Origin of the sequence: Halorubrum marinum, from assembly GCF_048381195.1 — an archaeon.
GTDB lineage: Archaea > Halobacteriota > Halobacteria > Halobacteriales > Haloferacaceae > Halorubrum.
In genome coordinates this window covers 426,590-448,168 of record NZ_JBLWMM010000006.1, presented here as the reverse complement: position 1 = coordinate 448,168, position 21,579 = coordinate 426,590, and the positions used below count along the sequence as shown (strand labels likewise).

23 protein-coding genes are annotated in these 21,579 nt (G+C 64.7%); 17 read left to right on the top strand and 6 right to left on the bottom strand.

Annotation, left to right across the window (positions count from 1 at the left end; all coding sequences use genetic code 11):
- Positions 1 to 79: 79 nt before the first annotated feature.
- The 4 genes from ACNSN4_RS11620 (at position 80) to ACNSN4_RS11605 (ending at position 2,377) form a co-directional block, all read left to right on the top strand.
- Positions 80 to 550, top strand: a complete 471-nt coding sequence (locus ACNSN4_RS11620) for a chemotaxis protein CheW (RefSeq protein WP_418285980.1) — start codon at positions 80 to 82, stop codon at positions 548 to 550.
- Positions 551 to 643: 93 nt separating this feature from the next.
- On the top strand, positions 644 to 1,339 hold the full coding sequence (locus ACNSN4_RS11615; protein WP_418285978.1) for an RAD55 family ATPase: 696 nt from the start codon (positions 644 to 646) through the stop codon (positions 1,337 to 1,339).
- Positions 1,339 to 1,725, top strand: coding sequence for a DUF8057 family protein (locus tag ACNSN4_RS11610; RefSeq protein WP_418285977.1), 387 nt, complete (start codon positions 1,339 to 1,341; stop codon positions 1,723 to 1,725). Before ACNSN4_RS11615 ends, ACNSN4_RS11610 begins: the two co-directional genes overlap by 1 nt.
- 43 nt (positions 1,726 to 1,768) lie before the next feature.
- Positions 1,769 to 2,377 (top strand): DUF7504 family protein, encoded by a 609-nt coding sequence (locus ACNSN4_RS11605; protein ID WP_418285976.1) that lies wholly within the window; start codon positions 1,769 to 1,771, stop codon positions 2,375 to 2,377.
- 46 nt (positions 2,378 to 2,423) lie between these two features.
- Here ACNSN4_RS11605 and ACNSN4_RS11600 read toward each other — a convergent pair whose 3' ends face one another.
- Entirely contained in the window at positions 2,424 to 3,026 is a 603-nt protein-coding gene (locus ACNSN4_RS11600) for a hypothetical protein (protein WP_418285975.1), read from the bottom strand.
- A gap of 131 nt (positions 3,027 to 3,157) precedes the next feature.
- Here ACNSN4_RS11600 and glmM point away from each other — a divergent pair, with 131 nt between their 5' ends.
- Positions 3,158 to 4,522, top strand: a complete 1,365-nt coding sequence (glmM, locus tag ACNSN4_RS11595) for a phosphoglucosamine mutase (protein WP_418285974.1) — start codon at positions 3,158 to 3,160, stop codon at positions 4,520 to 4,522.
- A gap of 373 nt (positions 4,523 to 4,895) precedes the next feature.
- Positions 4,896 to 5,186, top strand: coding sequence for a hypothetical protein (locus ACNSN4_RS11590; RefSeq protein ID WP_418285973.1), 291 nt, complete (start codon positions 4,896 to 4,898; stop codon positions 5,184 to 5,186).
- A 61-nt stretch (positions 5,187 to 5,247) separates the two neighbouring features.
- On the opposite strand, the gene ACNSN4_RS11585 is transcribed toward ACNSN4_RS11590, so the two are convergent.
- A complete protein-coding gene (locus tag ACNSN4_RS11585; RefSeq protein ID WP_418285972.1) occupies positions 5,248 to 5,844 on the bottom strand; it encodes an Sjogren's syndrome/scleroderma autoantigen 1 family protein in 597 nt (198 codons plus the stop codon).
- An 83-nt stretch (positions 5,845 to 5,927) separates the two neighbouring features.
- Positions 5,928 to 6,350, bottom strand: coding sequence for a Fe-S cluster assembly sulfur transfer protein SufU (gene sufU / locus ACNSN4_RS11580; protein ID WP_418285971.1), 423 nt, complete (start codon positions 6,348 to 6,350; stop codon positions 5,928 to 5,930).
- A 333-nt stretch (positions 6,351 to 6,683) separates the two neighbouring features.
- On the opposite strand from sufU, the gene ACNSN4_RS11575 reads away from it, so the two are divergent.
- Positions 6,684 to 8,069, top strand: a complete 1,386-nt coding sequence (locus ACNSN4_RS11575; RefSeq protein WP_418285970.1) for a CAP domain-containing protein — start codon at positions 6,684 to 6,686, stop codon at positions 8,067 to 8,069.
- 304 nt (positions 8,070 to 8,373) lie between these two features.
- Here the strand turns inward: ACNSN4_RS11575 and ACNSN4_RS11570 are convergent, their stop codons facing one another.
- Both ACNSN4_RS11570 and ACNSN4_RS11565 read right to left on the bottom strand, forming a co-directional pair.
- The gene (locus tag ACNSN4_RS11570) at positions 8,374 to 9,651 is read right to left on the bottom strand and encodes an aminotransferase class V-fold PLP-dependent enzyme (protein ID WP_418285969.1); all 1,278 of its coding nucleotides are present in this window, start codon (positions 9,649 to 9,651) and stop codon (positions 8,374 to 8,376) included.
- Positions 9,652 to 9,990: 339 nt separating this feature from the next.
- Positions 9,991 to 11,187 (bottom strand): orc1/cdc6 family replication initiation protein, encoded by a 1,197-nt coding sequence (locus tag ACNSN4_RS11565; protein WP_418285968.1) that lies wholly within the window; start codon positions 11,185 to 11,187, stop codon positions 9,991 to 9,993.
- A gap of 694 nt (positions 11,188 to 11,881) precedes the next feature.
- Between ACNSN4_RS11565 and hemC the strand changes: the two genes are divergently transcribed.
- From hemC to ACNSN4_RS11545, 4 genes are all read left to right on the top strand, one after another.
- The gene (gene hemC / locus ACNSN4_RS11560) at positions 11,882 to 13,114 is read left to right on the top strand and encodes a hydroxymethylbilane synthase (protein WP_418285967.1); all 1,233 of its coding nucleotides are present in this window, start codon (positions 11,882 to 11,884) and stop codon (positions 13,112 to 13,114) included.
- The gene (cobA, locus tag ACNSN4_RS11555; protein ID WP_418285966.1) at positions 13,107 to 14,024 is read left to right on the top strand and encodes a uroporphyrinogen-III C-methyltransferase; all 918 of its coding nucleotides are present in this window, start codon (positions 13,107 to 13,109) and stop codon (positions 14,022 to 14,024) included. Before hemC ends, cobA begins: the two co-directional genes overlap by 8 nt.
- Before the next feature lie 53 nt (positions 14,025 to 14,077).
- Positions 14,078 to 14,851: a uroporphyrinogen-III synthase gene (locus ACNSN4_RS11550; protein ID WP_418286365.1), complete on the top strand. Its 774-nt coding sequence runs from the start codon at positions 14,078 to 14,080 to the stop codon at positions 14,849 to 14,851.
- 160 nt (positions 14,852 to 15,011) lie between these two features.
- The gene (locus ACNSN4_RS11545; RefSeq protein WP_418285965.1) at positions 15,012 to 15,410 is read left to right on the top strand and encodes a hypothetical protein; all 399 of its coding nucleotides are present in this window, start codon (positions 15,012 to 15,014) and stop codon (positions 15,408 to 15,410) included.
- A gap of 80 nt (positions 15,411 to 15,490) precedes the next feature.
- On the opposite strand, the gene ACNSN4_RS11540 is transcribed toward ACNSN4_RS11545, so the two are convergent.
- Positions 15,491 to 16,168: a hypothetical protein gene (locus tag ACNSN4_RS11540; protein ID WP_418285964.1), complete on the bottom strand. Its 678-nt coding sequence runs from the start codon at positions 16,166 to 16,168 to the stop codon at positions 15,491 to 15,493.
- 204 nt (positions 16,169 to 16,372) lie between these two features.
- Here ACNSN4_RS11540 and phnD point away from each other — a divergent pair, with 204 nt between their 5' ends.
- The 6 genes from phnD (at position 16,373) to ACNSN4_RS11510 (ending at position 21,541) form a co-directional block, all read left to right on the top strand.
- The gene (phnD, locus tag ACNSN4_RS11535; protein WP_418285963.1) at positions 16,373 to 17,581 is read left to right on the top strand and encodes a phosphate/phosphite/phosphonate ABC transporter substrate-binding protein; all 1,209 of its coding nucleotides are present in this window, start codon (positions 16,373 to 16,375) and stop codon (positions 17,579 to 17,581) included.
- Between the two features lie 28 nt (positions 17,582 to 17,609).
- Complete coding sequence (gene phnC / locus ACNSN4_RS11530) at positions 17,610 to 18,461, top strand: phosphonate ABC transporter ATP-binding protein (RefSeq protein ID WP_418285962.1); 852 nt, start codon at positions 17,610 to 17,612, stop codon at positions 18,459 to 18,461.
- Between the two features lies 1 nt (position 18,462).
- A complete protein-coding gene (phnE, locus tag ACNSN4_RS11525) occupies positions 18,463 to 19,296 on the top strand; it encodes a phosphonate ABC transporter, permease protein PhnE (RefSeq protein WP_418285961.1) in 834 nt (277 codons plus the stop codon).
- Positions 19,296 to 20,096 carry a phosphonate ABC transporter, permease protein PhnE gene (gene phnE / locus ACNSN4_RS11520; RefSeq protein WP_418285960.1) on the top strand — a complete coding sequence of 267 codons (801 nt, stop codon included), beginning with the start codon at positions 19,296 to 19,298 and terminating at the stop codon, positions 20,094 to 20,096. Before phnE (ACNSN4_RS11525) ends, phnE (ACNSN4_RS11520) begins: the two co-directional genes overlap by 1 nt.
- Positions 20,074 to 20,748: a cupredoxin domain-containing protein gene (locus tag ACNSN4_RS11515; protein WP_418285959.1), complete on the top strand. Its 675-nt coding sequence runs from the start codon at positions 20,074 to 20,076 to the stop codon at positions 20,746 to 20,748. The genes phnE (ACNSN4_RS11520) and ACNSN4_RS11515 overlap by 23 nt, the downstream gene beginning before the upstream one ends.
- A gap of 79 nt (positions 20,749 to 20,827) precedes the next feature.
- Positions 20,828 to 21,541, top strand: coding sequence for an HAD family hydrolase (locus tag ACNSN4_RS11510; RefSeq protein WP_418285958.1), 714 nt, complete (start codon positions 20,828 to 20,830; stop codon positions 21,539 to 21,541).
- Positions 21,542 to 21,579 lie beyond the last annotated feature (38 nt).

The window sequence follows — 21,579 nt, the reverse complement described above, 5'->3', positions numbered from 1 at the left end:
GCATAAATGCACGGACCCAGTAATCACCCCTGATAATTCAGGGGACACGGTTATTGGGAGGTTGACCGCACCTGCCCCCATGGCAGCCATCGAGACGGACGCCGAACCCACGAAGGTGCTGGAGTTCGGTCTCGGCGACGGCACGTACTGTCTGGACATCGGCGTGATCGACGAGATCGTCGACGCGGGCGAACTCACGCGGATCCCCAACTCACCCGCTCACGTCGAGGGCGTGATGGACCTCCGCGGTCGGACGACGACCATCGTCGATCCGAAGACGCTCCTTGACATCAGGGATGACGGGCCGCAAGAACGGATCGTCGTGTTCGACGCCGCGGAGATCGACGAGGGCGGTACCGTCGGCTGGATGGTGGACGAGGTGTTCCAAGTCCGCGACGTCGCTCCCCAAGACGTCGACCAGGGCACGACGATCGACGAGGAGGGGGTCCACGGGATCGTCAAGTCCGACGACCGGTTCGTCGTCTGGGTGTCGCCCGACATCGACGAGTTCGACGGTGGAGAGATCGTCTCCGAAGCGGAGGAATCGTAGCGCTCCCGGATCGGACCGTGTCCCGTACTCGATGGTTCTCACCCGTGAGAACCGGGGGCCAACCCTTATCTGACAACCGACGATTTCCAACGTATGCGCGCTTCAAGTGGCGTTCCCGGGTTCGACGCCATCGTCGACGGCGGGTTCCCGGAGAACCGTCTGTACGTTGTCAGCGGCCCACCCGGAAGCGGGAAGACCACGTTCTGTTCGCAGTTCGCTGCGCAGGGCGCCCGCAACGGGGAAGACGTGCTGTACGTCAGCATGCACGAAACGAAGGAGGGGATCCGTCGCGACATGAGCGGCTACGAGTTCGGCTTCGACCGAGCGCTCGATACCGACCGGGTTACCTTTCTCGATTCGTTCTCCTCCGACGGACGGCGGTTCTTCGGTCTTCCCGGTGAGCGACGGGACCACTCCGGGGTGACGAACCGCCTCACCGGCTTCATCAACTCTCGAGACATCGACCGCGTGGTGTTCGACTCGACCATGCTGTTGCGGTTCCTCCTCGACGACGACGAGGATACGATGATCCAACTACTCTCGTCGCTGAAGCGGACCGACGCGACGACGCTTCTCATCTCGGAGATGACGGATCCGAGCGCCTACTCCGAGGAGCACTACCTCGCTCACGGCGCCGTATTCATGCATAATTACCTCGAAGACGACGGCATGCAACGCGGTATCCAGGTGTTGAAGATGCGCGGCACCGACGTCGACACCGATATCCAGGACATCGAGTTCACCGACGGCGGCCTCCGCGTCGGGGCGGCCACGACGGTGACGCACTGATGTACGACCGGTTGTTCGGTACCAAGTGGGACGATATCACCCGAGAGGAAGCCGCGAAGCGGGCGTTTGCGCTGGGCGTCGCCGCTGGCATCGGTAGCCCGCGTCCTGAAGAGCTCGATCGGGTTCTCTCGTCGTTTCAGAGCGCGTACGATCGGAGTCTCGTCGAACTCGCGTACGACGAGGGACGGACGAAGGCGATTGAGGCCACCGCCGAGGCGGACAAGCCTGAAGACGTCTGGGACGAACTCGTCGACCCGACTGGAACACCGCTGACGGCGCCAGTCTCGGCTTCGCTCCCCGGTGCTCTCACCAAGCTGACACTCACCGATCCGCCGGAGGAAGGCCCACCGTCGTCGCTCGACCTCCCGTCGATGCTTCGAAAGTGATCCCTCGGAAGGGTTTTACCCGATACCCACTCAATCCAGACACATGACGGTGCTTCCCGACGCTGTCCGTGACGCCGACAGCGTACTCGTCAGCGGCCCCCCGATGAGTGGGAAGTACGACCTGTTTAACAGACTGCTCGCCGAGTGGTCGACCAGACCGATCGTCGTCTCGACCGGTCGGACCGCGGAGAAGGTCCGCGACGACTACGAGGCGATCACCGGGAACGACGGCGACGACGTGATCGTCATCGACTGCGTCACCCACGAGCAAGGAGACAAGCGCGACGACACGCCGACGACGAAGTACGTCGGCAGCGCCGGAAACCTCACCGATATCGGGGTCAAGTTCACCGACGTCGTCGAGTCCTCGGCCGGACGCGAGCGTGCGGTCGGCGTCTACTCGCTGTCTCAGCTGTTGATGTACTGGGATCCCGATCGGATCTACCGGTTCACTCGCGTGATGACTTCTCAAACCTCGGGCGAGGGATGGCCGTTCGTCGGCGTGCTCAACTCGAGCGCACACGACGAACAGGTGGTCCACACCCTCCACGAGCCGTTCGACGTGGTCGTCGAGACACGCATGTCTGACGACGACCGAGAGTTCCGCGTCCGCGGACGTGTCGGGCAGCCCTCCGACTGGATCGCTTTCTAATCAGTCGACAGCTATCGATTGTTGGGATTCGTCCGGCTACGGCAGCTCATCCGACGAGTTCGAACTCGACCCCGATCGGCCGCGCGTCGACGATTCCCCAGTAGACGAACCGGTGCGTTCCAGCACCGAGCGGCGGGCAGACGCCGAGCTCGCGGTCGGGGACGGCCGATCCGAGCGCGTCTTCGTCGAGGTCGATCGACCAGCTGTAGGAGGATCCCGGCTCGAACGTCTCTTCCGTCCGCGGGAGGTCCACGGAGTCACCGCTAGTCGATCCCCGCACGTCGAGCCAGCCCTCGGCGGTCTCCCGCTGGACGGAGTACGCGTGCTCGCCGAGCACGGTTCCGGCCCCGTCGCCGGTGTTCCGAAGCACGAGCCGGATCGACTGCCCGTACGTCTCCGCGGTCCCCTCCGCGGACAGCTCGAAGCGGGTGTCTGGGGCCTCGACGACCGTCCCTTCAACCGGTTCGTCGAACGGCTGGGCGAGGCGGACGAACCCGTCGTCGGCACACGACAGCGTCGCGGGCGTCCCCTCGGGTCCCTGTGGTCCGTCGCCCGCGGCGAAGTCGAGACAGCCGGCGGCGCCGATCGATCCCGCGGCGGTGAGGGTCGCGGCCCCGTTCGCCAGCAGATCGCGTCGCGTTCGCTCCATGTGACCGGTACGGGCGCAGCGGGTTTCAACCGCACGCGTCGAGCCGTGCCGGTCGGAGGCGGGGCAAGGGCCGTCCGGGATCGCGGCGCGCGTTCGGAACCGCTTTCCCGTCGGCCAGCGCATGGCTGCCCATGGAGCTGTTCGGATCTAGCGGTATTCGCGGAGTCGCGCTGCGGTACCTCACGCCGGAGCTCGTCCTCGATATCGCGAAGGCGGCCGGATCGGTGTGGGACGCCGATCGAGTCGCCGTCGCCCGCGACACCCGTACGACCGGCGAGCTGTTCGCCAACGCCGCCGCAAGCGGCCTCGCCGCGGTCGGCTGTGACGTGGACCGGCTCGGCGTCGTGCCGACGCCGGCGGTCGGCCACTACTGCGAGTCCACGGGGGTACCTTGCGTGCTCGTCACCGCCTCGCACAACCCCCCCGAGTTCAACGGGATCAAGCTCGTCGGCGACGACGGCGTCGAGCTCTCCGTCGACGTGCTCGAACGCGTCGAACGCCGCGTGCTCGACGACGAGTACGATCTCGCGGACTGGCAGACGGTCGGCGAGACGACCCGTGTCGACGGCGCCGTCGACGACTACGTCGATCAGCTGATCGAGGCGGTCGACGCCGAAGCGATCGCGGCCGCCGACCTGACCGTCGCGGTCGATCCGGGTCACGGTGCGGCCTCGATCAGTTCACCGCGGATCTACCGCGAACTGGGTTGTGAGGTTATCACGGTGAACGCGACCCCGGACGGTCACTTCCCCGGGCGGGAGTCGGAGCCGGTCCAGGAGAACCTCGGTGCCCTCACCCGGCTCGTCGCGACCTCCGACGCCGACGTCGGGATCGCTCACGACGGCGACGCGGACCGCGGCGTGTTCGTCGACGAGACCGGGACGTTCGTCGACGGCGACACGTCGTTCGCGGCGATGGCCGACGCCTGTCTGGAGCCCGGCGACGCCGTGGTCAGCGCGGTGAACGTCTCGCAGCGCCTCGTGGACGTCTGTGCCGCGAACGACGCCGACCTCGAGCTCACGCCGATCGGCGCGACGAACATCATCACGCGAACTCGCGAACTCCACGACGAGGGGACGAACGTCCCCATCGCCGGCGAGGGCAACGGGGGCGTGTTCTTCCCGCCGTACCGCCTCTCACGGGACGGCGCGTATATCGGCGCGCGCTTTCTCGAGCTGCTCGCGGCCGGCGACGGGGCGCCGGTCAGCGAGGTGGTCGCCCCCTACGCAGACTATCACTTCGTGCGCCACAACGTCGAGTACGCGGACGGCGACGAGCGCGACGACATGCTGGCCGCGGCGCGGGCGTACGTGGAGACGGCGGACGCGGAGCCGAACACCACCGACGGCTATCGTCTCGATTACGGTGACGCGTGGGTGCTCGTCCGCCCGTCCGGCACCGAGCCGAAGATCCGCGTCTACGCGGAATCCGCCGACGCCGACCGCGCGGAACAGCTCGCGACCGACATGCGGGTCGCGGTCGAAAGCGGACGATAGCGGACGACAGCGGACGATAGCGGTCGACGGCGGTAACACAGTTCTTCCGATACCGTGACCACTGACGGTGCGCGGCACACTCGCTCGACACGGCCATCCCGTCGTAGTTTTCCGGCTGTGACGGTGGACACCGATCGTTTCGGCTTCGAAACACGCGCACGTCGAATCTGCACAGGTACACAGACACACAGACGCATAGACACACAGACACACAGACACACGGACGCATAGACACACAGACGCACAGACACACCCGTCGAGGGCAGCGCGAGAGGCACTTGTTCGTCGGTTCCCTTCCGGCCGCACAGGAAGTGTCACCTAGCGTATGATAACCGGTAGAAATATATTAACTCGATATGTAGTAAGAATCGACATGGCCGCCACAACCCCCGACATGACATCGCAAACCGATCAGCGCAGCCCAGCCGACTCGGCCGAAATCGTACGGATTCTCGACAGCGACACGGAGACGCTCACCGGTGCCGTCGCTGCCGGAACGCTCTCGCTGGAGGATTTGGACCAGTTCGTGCGGGAGGCTGATCGCGGCGTCGTCGGCGGTCGCGGCAGTGCTGGCGCTGTGATCCGCATCGTCCGGTCGTTGCTCGGAGACACCGCGCCCGCGTGGGAGGAGATGGAGCCTGCGGGATTGCCGGTCGGAGCCTGAGTCCCGTCGAAATCTGCCTCGATTCGTTCTCTCTGCGCTCTTCGTTTTCTCCCGTTTCGAACTATCGATCGAGCGCCGCGAGCGCCTCCGCCGCCTCCCGCGCGGCCCGAAGGTGCTCCCGCGCGCGCCGCGGGTCGTCGGTCTGTTCCGCGGCGCTCGCGAAGCGGGTCAGCGTCCGGACCAGCGACTCCCGCGCGTCGTCGACAGCTCTCGGCCCGGCCGCGTCGGGTGTGGTCTCCGTCACCGGCGACGACGTCTGTGCGGCCGACGCCCTCGTGCCGGGCGCGTCCGCGGTGCCGACCCCGTTCGCCGCGTCCGCCCCCTCCGCCGTGTCACCCGCATCCGTCACACTCGTCAGGTCCCCGCCGTCAACTCCCCCTGCCGGTGTCGCCGCCGCGTCGCCGTCTCGCCCCGTCGGTTTACCGGCTCCAGCCTCCGGCACATCCGCGGCGTCGACCGTGTGACACGTCGGGCAGAACTCCCGGCCGTCCTGTCGGAAAATCGGATCGCCGCAGTCGTCGCAGTGGCGGTTCGTCATCGTGGCGCCCTTCAACAGGAGTTCCGACATCCGCTGGGTGTGTTCGCGCTTCTCGTCGTCGTCCGCGAGCTTCTCGCGGAGCTTCTCCCGTTCGGCCTCCTTGTCGAACCCGTCGCTCATACGCGGATGAACGTGACTCACGAGCAAAAGTCCGGTGGGCTCGGGACGGCGGGGTTCAGAGGGCGATCTCGGCCCCGTGACAGCTACTCCTCGGTGATGGTGTGGTCGTCAGGGTCCAGCTCGCCGCGGTGGATCTTCGCGCCGTCCTGTGCGACCTGCCGGCCGAGCACCGCGCACTTCACGCGCATCGGCGAGATGTCGACGCCGAGCATCTCGGTGATGTCGTCGGTGTCGAGCGCGTCGAGGTCGTCGACCGACATCCCGTGGAGTCGTTCCGAGAGCATGCTCGCGGAGGCCATCGAGATGGCGCAGCCGTCGCCGGTGAACCGCACCGCCTCGATCGTCTCTTCGGCGTCGTCGAGAGCGATTTGCACCCGTATCGTGTCGCCACAGGAGGGGTTCTCGCCGACGTGCGTGAAGTCCGGATCCTCGAGTTCCCCGTAGTTTCGCGGGTTTTTGTAGTGGTCGAGAATCTGCTGCCGGTACATGTCCGAGCCCAGTCCCATATCGCCTCACCGTAGGGTTGTATCGGTCAAAAGGGTTCCGTCACCCGGGGAGTGGGGGAGTCCTACAGAAGGATAGCGGCCCCCGCCGGGGACGAAGCCACGAGAAACAAGGTAGGCTTGGGACCGTTTCGCGTTCCGGTGTTGGGGAAATCGGGGGTGCTACGTTTGCGGTTGCTGGCATCCTCAGCGGGGTCGCGAACGGAATCGCACCGCAATGAATCTCCGGCGTGTTGCTGTTCAGAATCGGCTTAGTGCTCGCATCCGTGTTCCGGAGAATATTCAACTAAGCTAGATTATCAATAAATCTATGACAAAGCCGCGTCACCGATGAGTATGAAGTGCGACCACTGCGGTCGCGAGATCGAGGCGCTTGGGCATACTTGCCGCCGGTGTGACGGAACATTTTGTACCCAGTGTCGACTACCCGAATCGCATGATTGTGTCGCTCTTAAAATTAAAAAAGCGGAACAACAACTGAAGCATGAAGCGGATCAGGTGGAACCGTGGTTTAAGGACGATTTTCGCTTATCGAACGTCGACGCTTCAGATCCTGCGGATCAATCCCGAAAACAACCAGATGACGAGAAAAAGGAGCCAATAGCCGAGTGTGAACGCTGTGGAACACCGCTACGCGACCACGAGATTGCGGGCTGTCCGCATTGTGACGAGGTGTACTGCGGTGAACATATCGGCGGACACCGCTCGAAGTGTTTCGATCCTCCCACAGCAGGCGCCTCAACCGATCAAACAGACAAGGCCCCCGATACCAAGTCTGAAAACGCCGAGTCAGAGGAGCGTAAGCGGCGTACAGTAGATCGACCCGCGAAGGATGAATCCGAAAGTCATGGAGATACACTAGACAACGTTCACGAGGACAAAAAGAGAGGGGAAAATCTACGTGAGGCAGCTAAGGAAGCTGAAAACAAGAGATATCCCAATACTGAAGGGTCACCCGACGTCGCACCTGACGGTTCGATAAATCATCATAGTGTAAACAAAAGTAAGAAACCTAGAAATGAAAGTACCGATAGCAGTGGGTTCTCAGACGCTTTTTCGCTCGTATTGGATGTGCCAATGTGGTTGGTCTCATCAGTAGCCGGTTTCGCGAAGCACGTGTTTAGATATCCAGTTGACAGCGTCTGGAAGGTGACTAAACTGGCCTTAATAGTCGGTGCCGTACTCTTAGTCGCTGGTCAGATAGGCGTGGGTCCTGTCGGTTCATCTCCCGGGGAGATAGTATCCCCGCTGGTAGATGCAGCGTCGAACGCTACCGAACCGAGACAGCTCGACGAGCAGAAGGTTGAGCGGCTCGTTCGAGAGGGTATCAACGAGAAGAGGGCAGAAAGAGGATTGGCCGGACTTTCATCGTTAGCTAGTCTGCAAGAACGAGCCCGGTTACACAGCGTTGATATGGTCGAACACGACGAACTAGCGCACGATCTCCCGGGGTCAACCACAGATGAACGTCTCGAAATGGCAAATTGCGACATCGGCGGTGAAAACGTCGCACAGTCGTGGTATCAAGAGCGAGTAGAAACATCGGAAGGAGAGGTCTACATCGGGGATGAAGAAACTCTCGCCGAGGAACTCGTTGCCCAGTGGATGAACTCACCGGGGCACCGCGAAAACCTGCTTCGGCAAGAGTGGTCACAAACTGGTATTGGTATCGAACTCACAGAAGACGACAAGATCTACGCGACGCAGAAGTTCTGCGCCTGAGTTGTTAAATCTGATTATATACCGTATGCCCGCAGCTCTTACACTCCGTGGGTTCTGAGCGGTATTTTTTCCCACAACTAGCACATTCCCATTTTTTAAATCGGTCAAACAAACCCATACAAGACATACTTGATGAATAATATATAAAATATTTGTTTAGATAGACAATATATACTTCTGCTTCGCTCCCTGACTGGCTTTTTTATACCCACGTGTCTCGGCTGAGACACGCCAGTTCACAAACAACAGGTTGTGCTCCGAAAATATTCCATCGAGCGCGCTATTGGTGTCCGAATGTGTACACTTACGCGAACAAGTCGCGCGCCTCGCCGACCGCCTCGACCAAGGCGTCGATCTCCTCGACGGTGTTGTAGATATAAAAAGAGGCACGCGCCGAGGCGGCGACCCCCATCTCGTCGTGGAGGGGTTGCGTGCAGTGGTCGCCGGCGCGGATCGCGACGCCGTAGTCGTTGAGGATACTGGAGAGGTCGTGCGCGTGGACGCCGTCGACGTTGAACGCGACGAGGCCGCCGCGCTCGTCGCCGGGCGGGCCGTAGATCTCGACGCCGCCGAGCGCCTCCAGCTCGTCGTAGGCGTACTCGGCCAGCAGATCCTCGTGGGCCTCGATGCTCTCCATCCCGATCTCCTCTAGGTACTCGATCGCGGCGGCGAAGGCGATCCCCTGCGCGATCGACGGGGTTCCGGCCTCGAACTTCCACGGGAGGTCCTCCCACGTGGAGTCCTCGAAGGAGACCCGGCGGATCATGTCTCCCCCGTAGAGGTACGGCTGCATCTCCTCGAGCAGCGCCTCGCGGCCGTACAGCGCGCCGATCCCGGTGGGGCCGCACATCTTGTGGCCGGAGAAGGCGAAGAAGTCGACGCCCAACTCTTTGACGTCGACGGGTCGGTTCGGGACCGACTGCGCGCCGTCGGCGAAGATGAGGGCGTCGTGGTCGTGAGCCAGCTCGGCCAGCTCGCCGATCGGGTTGATCGTGCCGAGCGTGTTCGAGACGTGCACGGCGGACACCATCTCGGTGTCGTCGTCGATCAGCGCGGCGGCGTCGTCCATGTCGAGTCGTCCCTCGTCGGTGACGTCGATGAACCGGACGTCCGCGCCGGTTCGCTTGCCGATCTGCTGCCACGTGACGAGCGACGCGTGATGCTCCATCTCGGTGAGGACGACGTTGTCGCCCGGACCGAGTTCGTTGAGCCCCCACGCGTACGCGACGAGGTTCATCGCCTCGGTCGTGTTCTTTGTGAAGACTATCTCCTCGCGGCCCGACGCTCCGATGAAGTCGGCGACGGTGTCGTGCGCCTCCTCGTAGGCGACGGAGGCCTCTTGGCTCAGCTGGTGGATACCGCGGTGGACGTTGGCGTTGTAGCCGCGGTAGTAGTCCGCGATGGTGTCGACGACGGGGTCCGGCGTGTGCGAGGTCGCCGCGTTGTCGAGGTAGACGAGCGGCGTGTCGTCGCCCGGACCCTCGCCGGGCGACTCCGGATCGCCGCCGACGAGCCGGTCGAGGACCGGGAAGTCGGCGCGGACGGCCTCGACGTCGAACGGGTACTGTTCCTGAACTCCCATTACGTCGAGTTGGACCCCGAGCACTAACACACCTTCGGTCCGGTACGTGTTGCCCGTACCTCGGAGGCCGCGTTGGTGAACCCCACTGCTGGTTCGACCTGATGAACCCCGTTATGGCCTCTCGTGCAAGAGAGTACATTTCGTGTGTTCTTCGCCGGACGCGGAAGTGGTCTCGTCCACGCTCTAAGAGAGTGCATTTCGTGTGTTCTTCGCCGGACGCGGAAGTGGTCTCGTCCACGTTCAGAGAGAGTACATTTCGTGTGTTCGCGAAATACGGAGAGCGCCTTTCGTCTGTTCCCCGGTGCTGAATATAACTACAGACTTAGGACCGAAATCCACTCAGCGGGTCTGTTCAGCGATTTTCTTCCGCGTTTGGACGATGATGCTAGGATCGAGATCCAGTTCGTACTCGTAGTACTGTCCGCCACTTCGACCGTGATTCTGTTCGTGCCGGATGAGGAAGCCGAGCATGTGGAGATCGGAGAGATGGTCCTGCACGCTTTTCAGCGTCGTCAGCGGTGACGCTCCGTGAGCGTCGGCAACCCTCTCGTATACTGTCTGGATCTCCTTGGATCGTGCCGGGAGTTCACCTTCGTTGGCAAGCGTGGCGATCCCTTCGAGGATATACTGGGCGTGCTGGGTCTGATCACGGATCTTGTTCTGGAGACGGCCCCGCTGGACGAGCGTCCGTGCCCGCTCGATGTGATCGTCGATCACGTGTCGGTCGCCTTCCCGTTCTGCGACTTCCGATCCGACACGGAGAAAGTCGATCGCTTGTCGTGCGTTCCCCATATCTTGTGCGGCGAGTGCTGCCGCTTTCGCGATAGCCGACTGGTCGCAAACATCGTCAACGAACGCCGTCTCCGCCCGATGACGAAGGATCGTTTGGAGTTCACCTGCGTCGTACGGGCTGAACGAGATCTCCGTCTCCATCAGCGTGTCTTTGACCTTCGGCGACAGCGACCGACGAAACGTGTAATCGTTGCTAATTCCGACGATACCGATGAGCGCCTCCGAGATGTGGTTGTTCGCACGTGCCCGCGGCAGTTCGTACAAGAGCGTGTTTGCGTCGTCGAGGTGGTCGATTTCGTCGATAACGAACAGATGGGTGCCACCGATTCGATCGAGTTGTGTGTACAGTTCGTCGAACGCGTCGCCCGTGCCGAGCCCCCGCTTCGGGAAGTCACTGGCCGCTTCGGGTAACAACCTATTGACTAGTTGTCGAACGACCATAAAGAGCGTCCGACCGTTACAGTTTATCTGGTGGATATGCAGGTCGTCCGCCTGTTCGCGGGTTGCTGCCTCCTCCCGCAACTCGTTCATCATATACTCCGTGACAGCAGTCTTCCCGAGACCGGCCTTTCCGTACAGAAAGACGTTCTCAGGCTCGCGTCCGAACAACACGTCCTGAAGGGCATGACTGTACGCGTCGATCTCTTCGTCGCGTTCGAGGATCGTCTCTGGTTGGTAGCTTTCCGTGAGAACCGACTTATCAGTGAAAATCGTCTCCGTAATATCGCTGAAGGGCCCCGACATCCGTTGAAAACAGCAACGACCCATTTTAATATAAAACTACTGTTCGTGAGTTTCATATGTTTCTACGTCACAGCGTATCTCTTGTGACCAGCCTACATACACTCGATTTGCTACGCTGGTTTCTCAAGAACACACGAAACCTACTCTCTCATTCTGAGCAGCTTGCGGGTCTACGGTATCCGCTGTGCCACGTAGCTGTCTCAAGAACACACGAAACCTACTCTCACCCCAAATAATTCGTCGGACTGAGTATCCGACTCAGCCCGCAATGACCTCGAAGAACACACGAAATGTACTCTCTCACTGTCAGCGAGGCTCAGACCGTTTCGGGCTCGTGATAGTGTTATTCGTGCACATCGACGCCTCGAATATCGGCTATCACTCGTTGCTATCGCAGTAGCCGCATTCAACTTCCCGGCTGCTCGCTTATAAGTAGTCGGCGGTAGAGTGGCGGTGAACACCGCCAAAGCCCCGCGCAACGACCGCAGCCTCACGCCTCCCCAACCTCGTCGCCGGTGGCGGAGCCGCCGGCTGTCAGAGAGACCAAAGGTCTCTCCCTCCTCGCGCCCTTGTCAGGGCGCTCGGAGGCACGCGCCGACTACTTTCATACGCGCTCACTCGCATCTCCCCGTCCGCGCTCCGGTAGCACGGCCGAACTAATGCCCTTTTGAACGCGGGGGACCTCACGTCGGGTATGACCGAGACCCTTAGGCTCGCCACTCGCGGCTCCGACCTGGCACTCCGACAGGCCGGAACCGTCCGCGACGCCTTATCGAGCCGGCGACTTGACGTCGAACTCCGGCACGTCGAGACCCGCGGCGACCAGATCCCCGACGAACTGATCCACCGCCTCGGCAAGACCGGCGCGTTCGTGCGCGCGCTCGACGAAGAGGTGTTGGCCGGTGACGCCGACCTCGCCGTCCACTCGCTGAAGGACGTTCCGACCGAGGGCATGGACGATATGGCCGTCGCCGGCGTCCCCGAGCGCGCTCCCTCCGGCGACGTGCTCGTGCACCCCGACGGACTCGGGATCGAGGACCTCCCGGCCGGGTCGGTGATCGGCACGGGCTCGCTCCGGCGGACCGCCCAGATCAAGGCGGCGCGACCGGATCTCGTCGTCGAACCGCTCCGTGGCAACGTCGATACCCGACTGGAAAAACTGCTCGCGCCGCGGCTGCAGGCGGAGCACGAACGACGACTGATCGCCTCGGGCGAGGCCAGCGCGGAGACGGCGGAGGAGGGTGGAAGCGGCGACGGGAGCGGAGAGAACGGCGACGACGAGCCGAACTGGGACGCGCTCAGCGACGACGAAGACGACGGGGAGGACGCGGGCGACGGAACCGAAATCGACGAGGAGTTCGACCGAACGGTCGAGGAGTGGTTCGACTCGCTCTCGGACTTGGAGCGGGCCGCGATGGAGCGCAAGGTGGAAACGGAGTACGACGCCATCGTCCTCGCGGAGGCGGGCCTCCGGCGCTCGGACCTCTTTTATCAGGTCGAGACGACTCGGCTCCCGCGCGAGGAGTTCGTTCCCGCCGCGGGACAGGGCGCGATCGCGGTCACCGCGACCGACCCCGACGTGATCGAGACGGTTCGCTCTGCGATCGATCACCCGCGGACCCGCGTCGCGGTCACCGTCGAGCGGACAATTCTCGGCGAACTCAACGGCGGCTGCGTCGCCCCGATCGGCGTCTCGGCGCTGGTCCAGGGCGAGCACGTCCACACACGGGTTCGCGTGCTCTCGACGGACGGCACCGAGGAGGTGGCCGGCACTCGCGACCTCCCGATCCGGTCCCACGCCAAGGCGGCCGAGGCGTTCGCGGCAGACCTGGCAGACCGGGGCGCGGCGGACCTGATCGCGGCCGCACGAGCGGAGACGGAGCGAGACGCCGAACCGACGCGTGAGGGGACGGGAGACGATGAGTGACCGCGGCGCGGCGGACGCGCACGGGACCGCCGATACCCCTCCCACCCGCGAGCGCGACGACGACGTGGGGAAGGTGTACCTCGTCGGTTCCGGCCCGGGCGACCCCGACCTCCTGACCGTGAAGGCGGCGCGGCTCCTCGACGCGGCCGACGTAGTGCTCCACGACAAGCTCCCCGGCCCGGAGATACTCGGGCGGATCCCGGAGGCGAAACGCGAGGACGTGGGGAAGCGCGCCGGCGGCGAGTGGACCCCGCAGGAGTACACGAACCGTCGACTGGTCGAACTGGCGAGCGAGGGGAAGTCGGTCGTCCGGCTGAAGGGCGGCGACCCGTTCGTCTTCGGTCGCGGCGGCGAGGAGGCCGAGCACCTCGCGGACGCGGGGATCCCCTTCGAGGTCGTTCCGGGGGTCACCTCGGCCATCGCGGGACCCGCGGTCGCCGGGATCCCCGTCACCCACCGCGATCACGCCTCTTCCGTCTCCTTCGTCACGGGCCACGAAGACCCGACCAAAGACGAGTCGGCCGTCGACTGGGAGGCGCTCGCGGCGACCGGCGGGACCATCGTCGTGCTGATGGGCGTCGGGAAGCTCCCGGGGTACACCGCCGCGCTCCGGGAGGCCGGGCTCGACGGCGACACCCCGGTCGCGCTGGTCGAACGCGCGACGTGGCCGGACATGCGCGTCGCGACGGGTACGCTCGATACCATCGTCGACGTCCGCGACGAGGAGGGGATCGAACCGCCCGCGATCACCGTGATCGGCGACGTGGCAGCGACCAGAGCGCGAGTCGTCGCGTTCCTCGAAAACGCCGGATCGGCTCCCGTGCGGAGCGCGGGCGATGCGGAAGGCGGTGCGGAGGAGGGTGGAAGCAACCACTCTCCCGACGACGAGACCGGGGGTGACATCGCGTGAGCGACGGCGGTAGCGGTGTCGGTACCAGCGGCGACACCGACCGCGACGGCGATATCGACGCCGAGGGAGATACCCCCCGCATCGCCGTCTTCCGCCCGGACGACGAGCGGATCGACGACGCCGTTGCGCTGCTGGAATCGCTCGGTGCCGATCCCGTACCGGATCCGATGCTCGCGGTCGAACCGACGGGTGCGATCCCCGCGGACGCCCCGTACGTCGTCCTCACGAGCAAGACGGGCGTCGAACTCGCGGCCGAAGCGGGATGGGAGCCGGGCGACGCGACGCTCGTCGCGATCGGGCCAGCGACGGCGGACGCCGCCCGCGACGCCGGCTGGAGTGTCGACGTCGTCCCCGACGAGTACACCTCCGCGGGGCTCGTCGCGGCCCTCGAAGGCCGGGTCGACGGCGAGCGTGTCGAGGTCGCTCGCTCGGACCACGGCAGTGACGTGCTCTTGGACGGGCTCCGAGCGGCGGGGGCGAGAGTGAACGAGACCGTGTTGTACCGCCTGACACGCCCGGAGGACGCAGGGGAGTCAGCCGAGCTGGCCGCGGCGGGCGCGCTCGACGCCGCCGCCTTCACCTCGTCGCTCACGGTCGCCCACTTCCTCGACGCCGCCGAAGAACGAGGAATTCGGGATGCAGCGCTCGCGGGATTGAACGACGCGGTCGTCGGTGCGATCGGTGCGCCGACCGCGGAGACGGCTGCCGAACACGGGATCGACATCGACGTGGTCCCGGACGACGCCGAGTTCGAGACGCTCGCGGAAGCGGTAATCGAGGCGGTGAAAGGCGAGGAATCGGCTAGCGACGTCGATACGAGACGGTAGCTCTCGAGATCGATACTCGATCGCAACCCGATTCGGAAATCGCCCGGGCCATCGTTTCGGATGTTCTCACTGCATCTTACGTCGTCCCGTTCTGTGTGACGAAATCAGAATAGATAATTTGGAGGGTGCATTTATCATCCGACAAGTGAGAAGACGTGACATGCAACCGAGCGAGCGCTGGTCGCTGCGGACCGACGATGAGGTGTTGGTCGTCGAGTTCCCACACGGGACGGGGCTCAGCCCCGCCGACGGCGAGGCGCTGCTCGATCGGTGGCGGGCCGTTATCACCGAACGCGCGGTCGACGCCGTCGTGATCGTCGTGCGGACGAGCCGTCCCTGTTCCGACGCCGGTCGGCGGGCGCTGCGCGAGTCCGCCCAGCTCGCCGTCGCCCGCGGCGTGGACCGGTTCGCCGTCGTCGGCGAGCGCTCGAAGCGCCGCTACCTCAAGCGGACGATCGACATCGAGGGAATCGACACCGAAGTGTTCAACGACGACGACGCCGCACTCCGGTGGGCGAAGTGTCGATCGAAGCCGTGCCCACCGATCGGATCGAGCTGAGCCGCACCTGTGACGATCATCGCCAACGACGGAGAGCCTGGCGAAGCGGTTGACGTGGCCGAGCTATCGTGTCGTACCGATCAGTCCCGCGAGACGAACGAGCGGACGCGCTCGGTGAGCGGGCGCGTGGATTGGTACCGCTCGTTCCCCCACGCGACCTCGCCGCTCGGATCCACTGCGAGGTACGGATCGCGCCGCGTCTCTCGGGAGACGTACACCAGCGGCTCGTCGACGCCGTGGATCCCGAGCAGTCGCGGTGTCGCTCGCCGCGGCGTCACCGTCCACGTCGATTCACCGGTCCGGGTGTCGTACGCGTGGACGCTGGCGTCAGGCCGTCGCGTGGCGACCGCGACCAGCTCGCCGGACGGACTCGCGACCACATCCGTCACCGTGGCGTCGAGCGTTAGATCGAGCGTCTCGGTACCGTCGACGAACGCGCGAACGCGTGATGTCGTGGTGTTCGACTCCCCTCGCTCGACGACGGCGACCGTCCCGTCGTTCGCGACCGCGCCGGCCGCGGGATGAGCCGACTGAAAATGGGTGTCGATGTCGCCGTCGCGGAGTCGGAAGACGCGTGATTCACCGCCGTCGGCGCGGCGACCGTACGCGAGCGTCCATCGCCCGTCTGGCGACGTCACGGCGTGGCACGAGAACGGCCCGTTCGCCGTCTCGACGGCGGTCTCCCGCGGTGCGTCCGGGACCCGACTCGGATCGAATCCCGGAGGGTCCGGCGTCCGTCGTCTGAGGCGATCGAGCACGACCGACGGAACGGCGGGTGGAAAGTTAGCTTTTTCGAGGGTAGCAGGCCTCACGAGCGATATATACCGGTATTGAGGAGTCACGAGTGGTCGGTTCCGGCATCGATTCAACCGGACCGACACGGAGTAGGACTCACCACCCAATACACCGACATACGGCTCATAGCAGCCTTCTTACGCCGATATGGGAGTCATACAACTGCAATGGTGGACCACACGGGCAATCGGACGGGCACAAGTTCGCGGCGAACATTCATTCTCGCCGGCGGCGCAGTCGGAATCGCCGGCCTCGCGGGTTGTACCGGCAGTGAGGACGACGGAGGGGATGGGGGAGATGGCGAGGCCGGGGCGGGTCTCGGCGGCTCCGGAGACGACGGCGACGGCGAAAACGGCGGCGAGCCGGGCGACCCGATGCTCTCCGACGACTTCGCTCCCGAGGACCCCGACTGGATGAACAACAACTACCTCGGCAGCCACATCGTCGAGAACAACTACATTCGGGGCTCGCAGTTGGACCTCGAGAACATGGCGAACCGAGGGCGCGAGGACGCGGTCTACGGCAACGACGTGCGAGAGAACCCCGACGACCCGGACGACCGGATCGATCCCGATCCCATCGTCTACGCCGAACTGCCGCGCGAGGACAGCGAGTCCGCCTACCGCGAGCAGCTGCTGCCGATGCTGGAGAAGCTCGAAGAGGAAACCGGCCGACCGGTCGAGTTCCGCGCGATCGACAGCTACGCGGCGGTCGTCGAGGGGATGCGGTCGGAGCGCATCCACATCGCGAACTACGCGACGGGCAACACGCCGTTCGGCGTCAACCTCGCCGGTGCGGTTCCGTTCGCGGTCGGCCACGAGGCGGACGGTCAGTTCGGTTACCGGCTCCTCGCAGGAACGCACGCGAACAGCGACGACATCCAGAGCGTCGAGGACTTCACCGACGTGCGCGTCGCGCACACCGAAGAGAGCTCCAACTCCGGCAATCAGGCCCCCTCGGCACTGTTCGACGAGATATTCGGCGTAACGCGTGGCGAGAACTACGAGCCCGAGTTCGCCGGCGGCCACGAGCAGGTCGCCCGCGGCATCGCGTACGGCGACTTCGACGCCGGCCCGCTGTGTAGCTCCTGTTGGGAGAACACCGTCGAGGCGGTCGACGACATCGAGTACGACGACTTCAAGATCGTCTGGGCGTCCGACCCGTTCCCGTCCGGTCCCATCGCGTACCGGTACAACCTCGAACCCGACATCATCGAGGGGATGGAGCGGACGTTCCTCGAAACGGACTGGGAGGGGACGAGCTTCGCGGAGGCGAACTACCCGACGTACGTGCCGGTCGATTACAAGAACCACTGGCACGAGATCATGGTGATCCAGCAGTTCAACGGCGTCGAATACGAGCAGGGCGCGCTGTAAGCGCCGCCACACACGCTATCACCCATTCATGCTCACCACAACGGACCTACGAAAGGTGTACCCGACCGGCGACGAGGCGTTGAAGGACGTCTCGACGCAGATCGAGGGGAACGAGATCGTCGCGATGATCGGCCCGAGCGGGGCCGGTAAGTCGACGTTTATCAGGTGTATCAACCGGCTCACCGAGCCGACCGAGGGCGAGGTACGGCTCGACGACACGGAGCTGACGACGCTGAGCGACGACGACCTCCGCGCCGCCCGCCGAGACATCGGGATGGTGTTCCAGGAGTACAACCTCGTCGAGCGGCTCACCGTGATGGAGAACGTCCTCTCGGGGCGGCTCGGCTACGTCTCCAACTGGCAGGCGTTCCGGCGGAACTTCCCGAGCGAAGACGTCGCTCGCGCGTACGAGATCCTCGACACGGTCGGCCTCGCGGACATGGAGAACAAGCGGGCCAACGAGCTCTCGGGCGGCCAGCGCCAGCGAGTCGGCATCGCCCGCGCCGTCATCCAGAATCCGAAGATCCTGCTGGCCGACGAGCCGACGAGCAGCCTCGACCCGGACACCTCCCACGCGGTGATGGACCTCCTCGTCGACATCGCCGCCGAGGAGGACATCCCCGTCCTCATCAACATCCACGAGGTGGATTTGGCCGTCGAGTACGCCGACCGGATACTCGGGCTCCACGACGGCGAACTCGTCTTCGACGACGACGCGTCGGCGCTCGACGACGGCGCCCGCGACGTGATCTACCGAGGCGCGACGCCCGCCGAACTGCACGGCGGTGCGAAGCCGACTGCGGCGGCTCCGAGCGACGACGACGGACCGCTCGACTCACCGAGCCGACCGGAAACCGGAACGCCGGTCGCGGAGGACTGAGATGGCGACGGAACAGCCGACGACGGACATCGGCGGCACTGATACAGAGTGGAGTCGGCCGACGTCGTTTTACAACCGGTACGTGAAATACGGTATCTACGTCGTCGCCGGCGGGTTCGTCCTCTGGTCGGTCGCGGCCCTGCTTCAGGGGATGACGATCGGGCGGATCACCGCCGGCGCGGGGTACGGCGCCGCGCTCGTCCAGTCGATGGCCCCGCCGGACACCAGTCAGGCGGCGCTCGACCGAACGCAGCGGATGATGTTCGAGAGCATCGCGATGGCGATGGTGGCGACCGTCACCGGAATCGCGGTCTCGGTTCCCATCGCGTTCGGCGCGGCGGAAAACCTCGTTCCGAAGCCGGTGTACGCGCTCAATCGCGGACTGATTAGCGTTTCGCGGGCAGTCGACGGCCTCATCGTCGCCATCATCGCGGTGAAGGCGGTCGGCCTCGGCCCGCTCGCCGGCATCATCGCCATCTCCTTCAAGACGGTCGGCTTCTTCTCGAAGCTGCTCGCGGAGGATTTAGAGGACATCGACATGGGCGCGCTGGAGGCGACCCGCGCGACCGGCGCGAGCGGCTTCCAAGCCGTCCTGTACGGCGTCGTTCCACAGGTCGTTCCGCGGTTCGTCGGGCTCTCAGTCTACCGCTGGGACATCAACATCCGCGCGTCGACGATCATCGGGATCGTCGGCGCGGGCGGCATCGGCACCCTGCTCATGCAGGCGTTCTCCCGGTACGAGTACGACTTCGTCGCGACCATTCTGCTGGCGATCATCGCGGTCGTGCTCGTCGGCGAGATAACGAGCGCGTACGTCCGAAAGAGGGTCCAGTGATGGCGGCCGAATCCGACACCCGAACGTGGCAGCGGTTCGACCGTCGTCGGCGGATCGGACGCGCCGCGCTCGGACTGGCCGCCGCCGCGGTCGCCGTCGGCTCGTGGCTCTACCTCTCGATGGACCTTCAGTACATCGCGACGGCTCCGCGGGAGATGGCGGACCTATTCGAGCGGATGGTCCCGCCGAACCTCGGTTACACCGACGCGATCGTCGGTCCGCTGATCGAGACGATCCACATCGCCGTCGTCGGGACGATCCTCGCGGTGATCGTCTCGCTCCCGGTCGCGTTCATGGCCGCGGAGAACACGACGCCGAATCGGTTCACCTACTGGCTCGGCAAGCTGATCGTGACGGTCTCGCGCTCGGTACACGTGATCATCTGGGCGCTGATCTTCGTCGTCGTCTTCGGCCCCGGCGCGTTCGCCGGGATGGTGGCGATCGGGATCCGCTCGATCGGCTTCGTCGGCAAGCTGCTCGGCGAGGAGATCGAAGAGATCGACTTCGCACAGGTCGAGGCCGTCCGCGCTACCGGCGCGAACGGTCTCCAGACGTTGTTGTACGGCATCGCGCCGCAGATACTCCCGGCGTTCGTCGGGGTCTCCGTCTACCGCTGGGACATCAACGTCCGCGGCGCGACGATCCTCGGATTCGTCGGCGCCGGCGGCATCGGCGTTCCTCTGTTCGCGGCGATCGACAGCTTCCAGTGGCGATCGGTCTCGACGATCCTGATCGCGATACTGCTCATCGTGTTCGTCAGCGAGGGGGTGTCCGCGTATGCCCGGAAGAAGGTCCGCTGACGTGCCCGCCATAGACCCTCCCACGGCTCGCCACACGCGACGGGGGCTACTCGTCGCCGCCGGCGTCGCCGGATCGGCCGGTCTCGGCGGCTGTCTCGGCGTCGCCGGCGACGGCGATCAGGTGGGTACGGACGAGAGCGCTCGGACAGACCCGGACGAAGCAGGTGACCCGACCCAACCGATCGACGTCGCCGTCGAGGAGCCGACCGCGGAGGCGACCGTCTCGATGCCCGGCGATCACGCGAACCGGTTCGGCCCGCAGCTCGTCCACGTCGCCGTCGGGGGGCGCGTGACGTGGCGTAACGACGATCCGGACCACGACCACGACGTGGTGTCGATCGGCGGTCGCGCTCCCGAAGACGCCGCCGGATGGTCGACCGGGCTCTTGGAGACGGGCGAAACGTCCGGTCGGACGTTCTCCGAGCCCGGAGTCTACGACTACGTCTGTACGCCTCACGCGTCGCGAATGGTGGGGCGCGTCGTCGTCGGGACGCCGGACCCGGAGACCGAGCCGGCGCTTTCCGCCGGAAGCGACGGGCTCGCGGGCGACGAGGCACGCGCCGTGCTCGCGGCGCTCGACGACCGGACGCGGGCACTGCTGGGTGACGGGCAAGCAGAGAGCGACGAGTCGGCGTGTGACTGTCCGGACTGAGCACGGACGGAGAAGCGAACCGAGAAGTGAAGAGACGACGAGCGACCGACGACCACGAACGAACGGATATCACAGCCATATGACGACCCAAACCACCGCCGACGCCCGCATCGATCGACCGACAGACGACGTCGTCCTCTTCGACATGGACGGCGTGATCTTGGAGGGACACGGAACCGATTCGATCGTCCACAGCCGCGCGCTCGACGACGTGCTGCAAGCGCGTGAGATGGAAATCGAAGACGACCTTCGACCGGCGCTCGAAACGTACGAGTACACGGACGCCTTCGTGAGCGCCTGTGAAACGCTCGAGGTCGACCCCGCCGCGTTCTACACGGAACGGGAACACCGAAGCGTGAAACGGAGCGTCGAACGGCTCGCGGCCGGATCCCGCGGGCTCTGTCCGGACGCCGACGCCCTCGATCGACTGTCCGATCACGTGACTATCGGCCTCGTGAGCAACAACTACGACCCGACCGTCGAGTTCGTCGTCGACCACTTTCGGCTCGACGCGTTCGACTTCGTCCGCGGTCGCGACCTCGGTCCCGACGGGTTCCACCGCCGGAAGCCCGAGCCCCACTATCTGAACGAGGCGCTCGACGCGCTCGACGCGACCGGCGGCTACTACGTCGGTGACCGCGAAACCGACGTGATCGCCGCCGAAAACGCCGGATTAGACCCCGTGTTTATTCGACGCGACCACAACGCCGAGACGGCACTCGACGTCGAACCGACCGTCGAGATAGGGAGCTTGAAGGAGCTCCTGTCGCTCGTGGCGGATCCCAGCCCGTAGCGCGCGTAGGGACGCGTATCGCCGTACGCGTCTTTTCG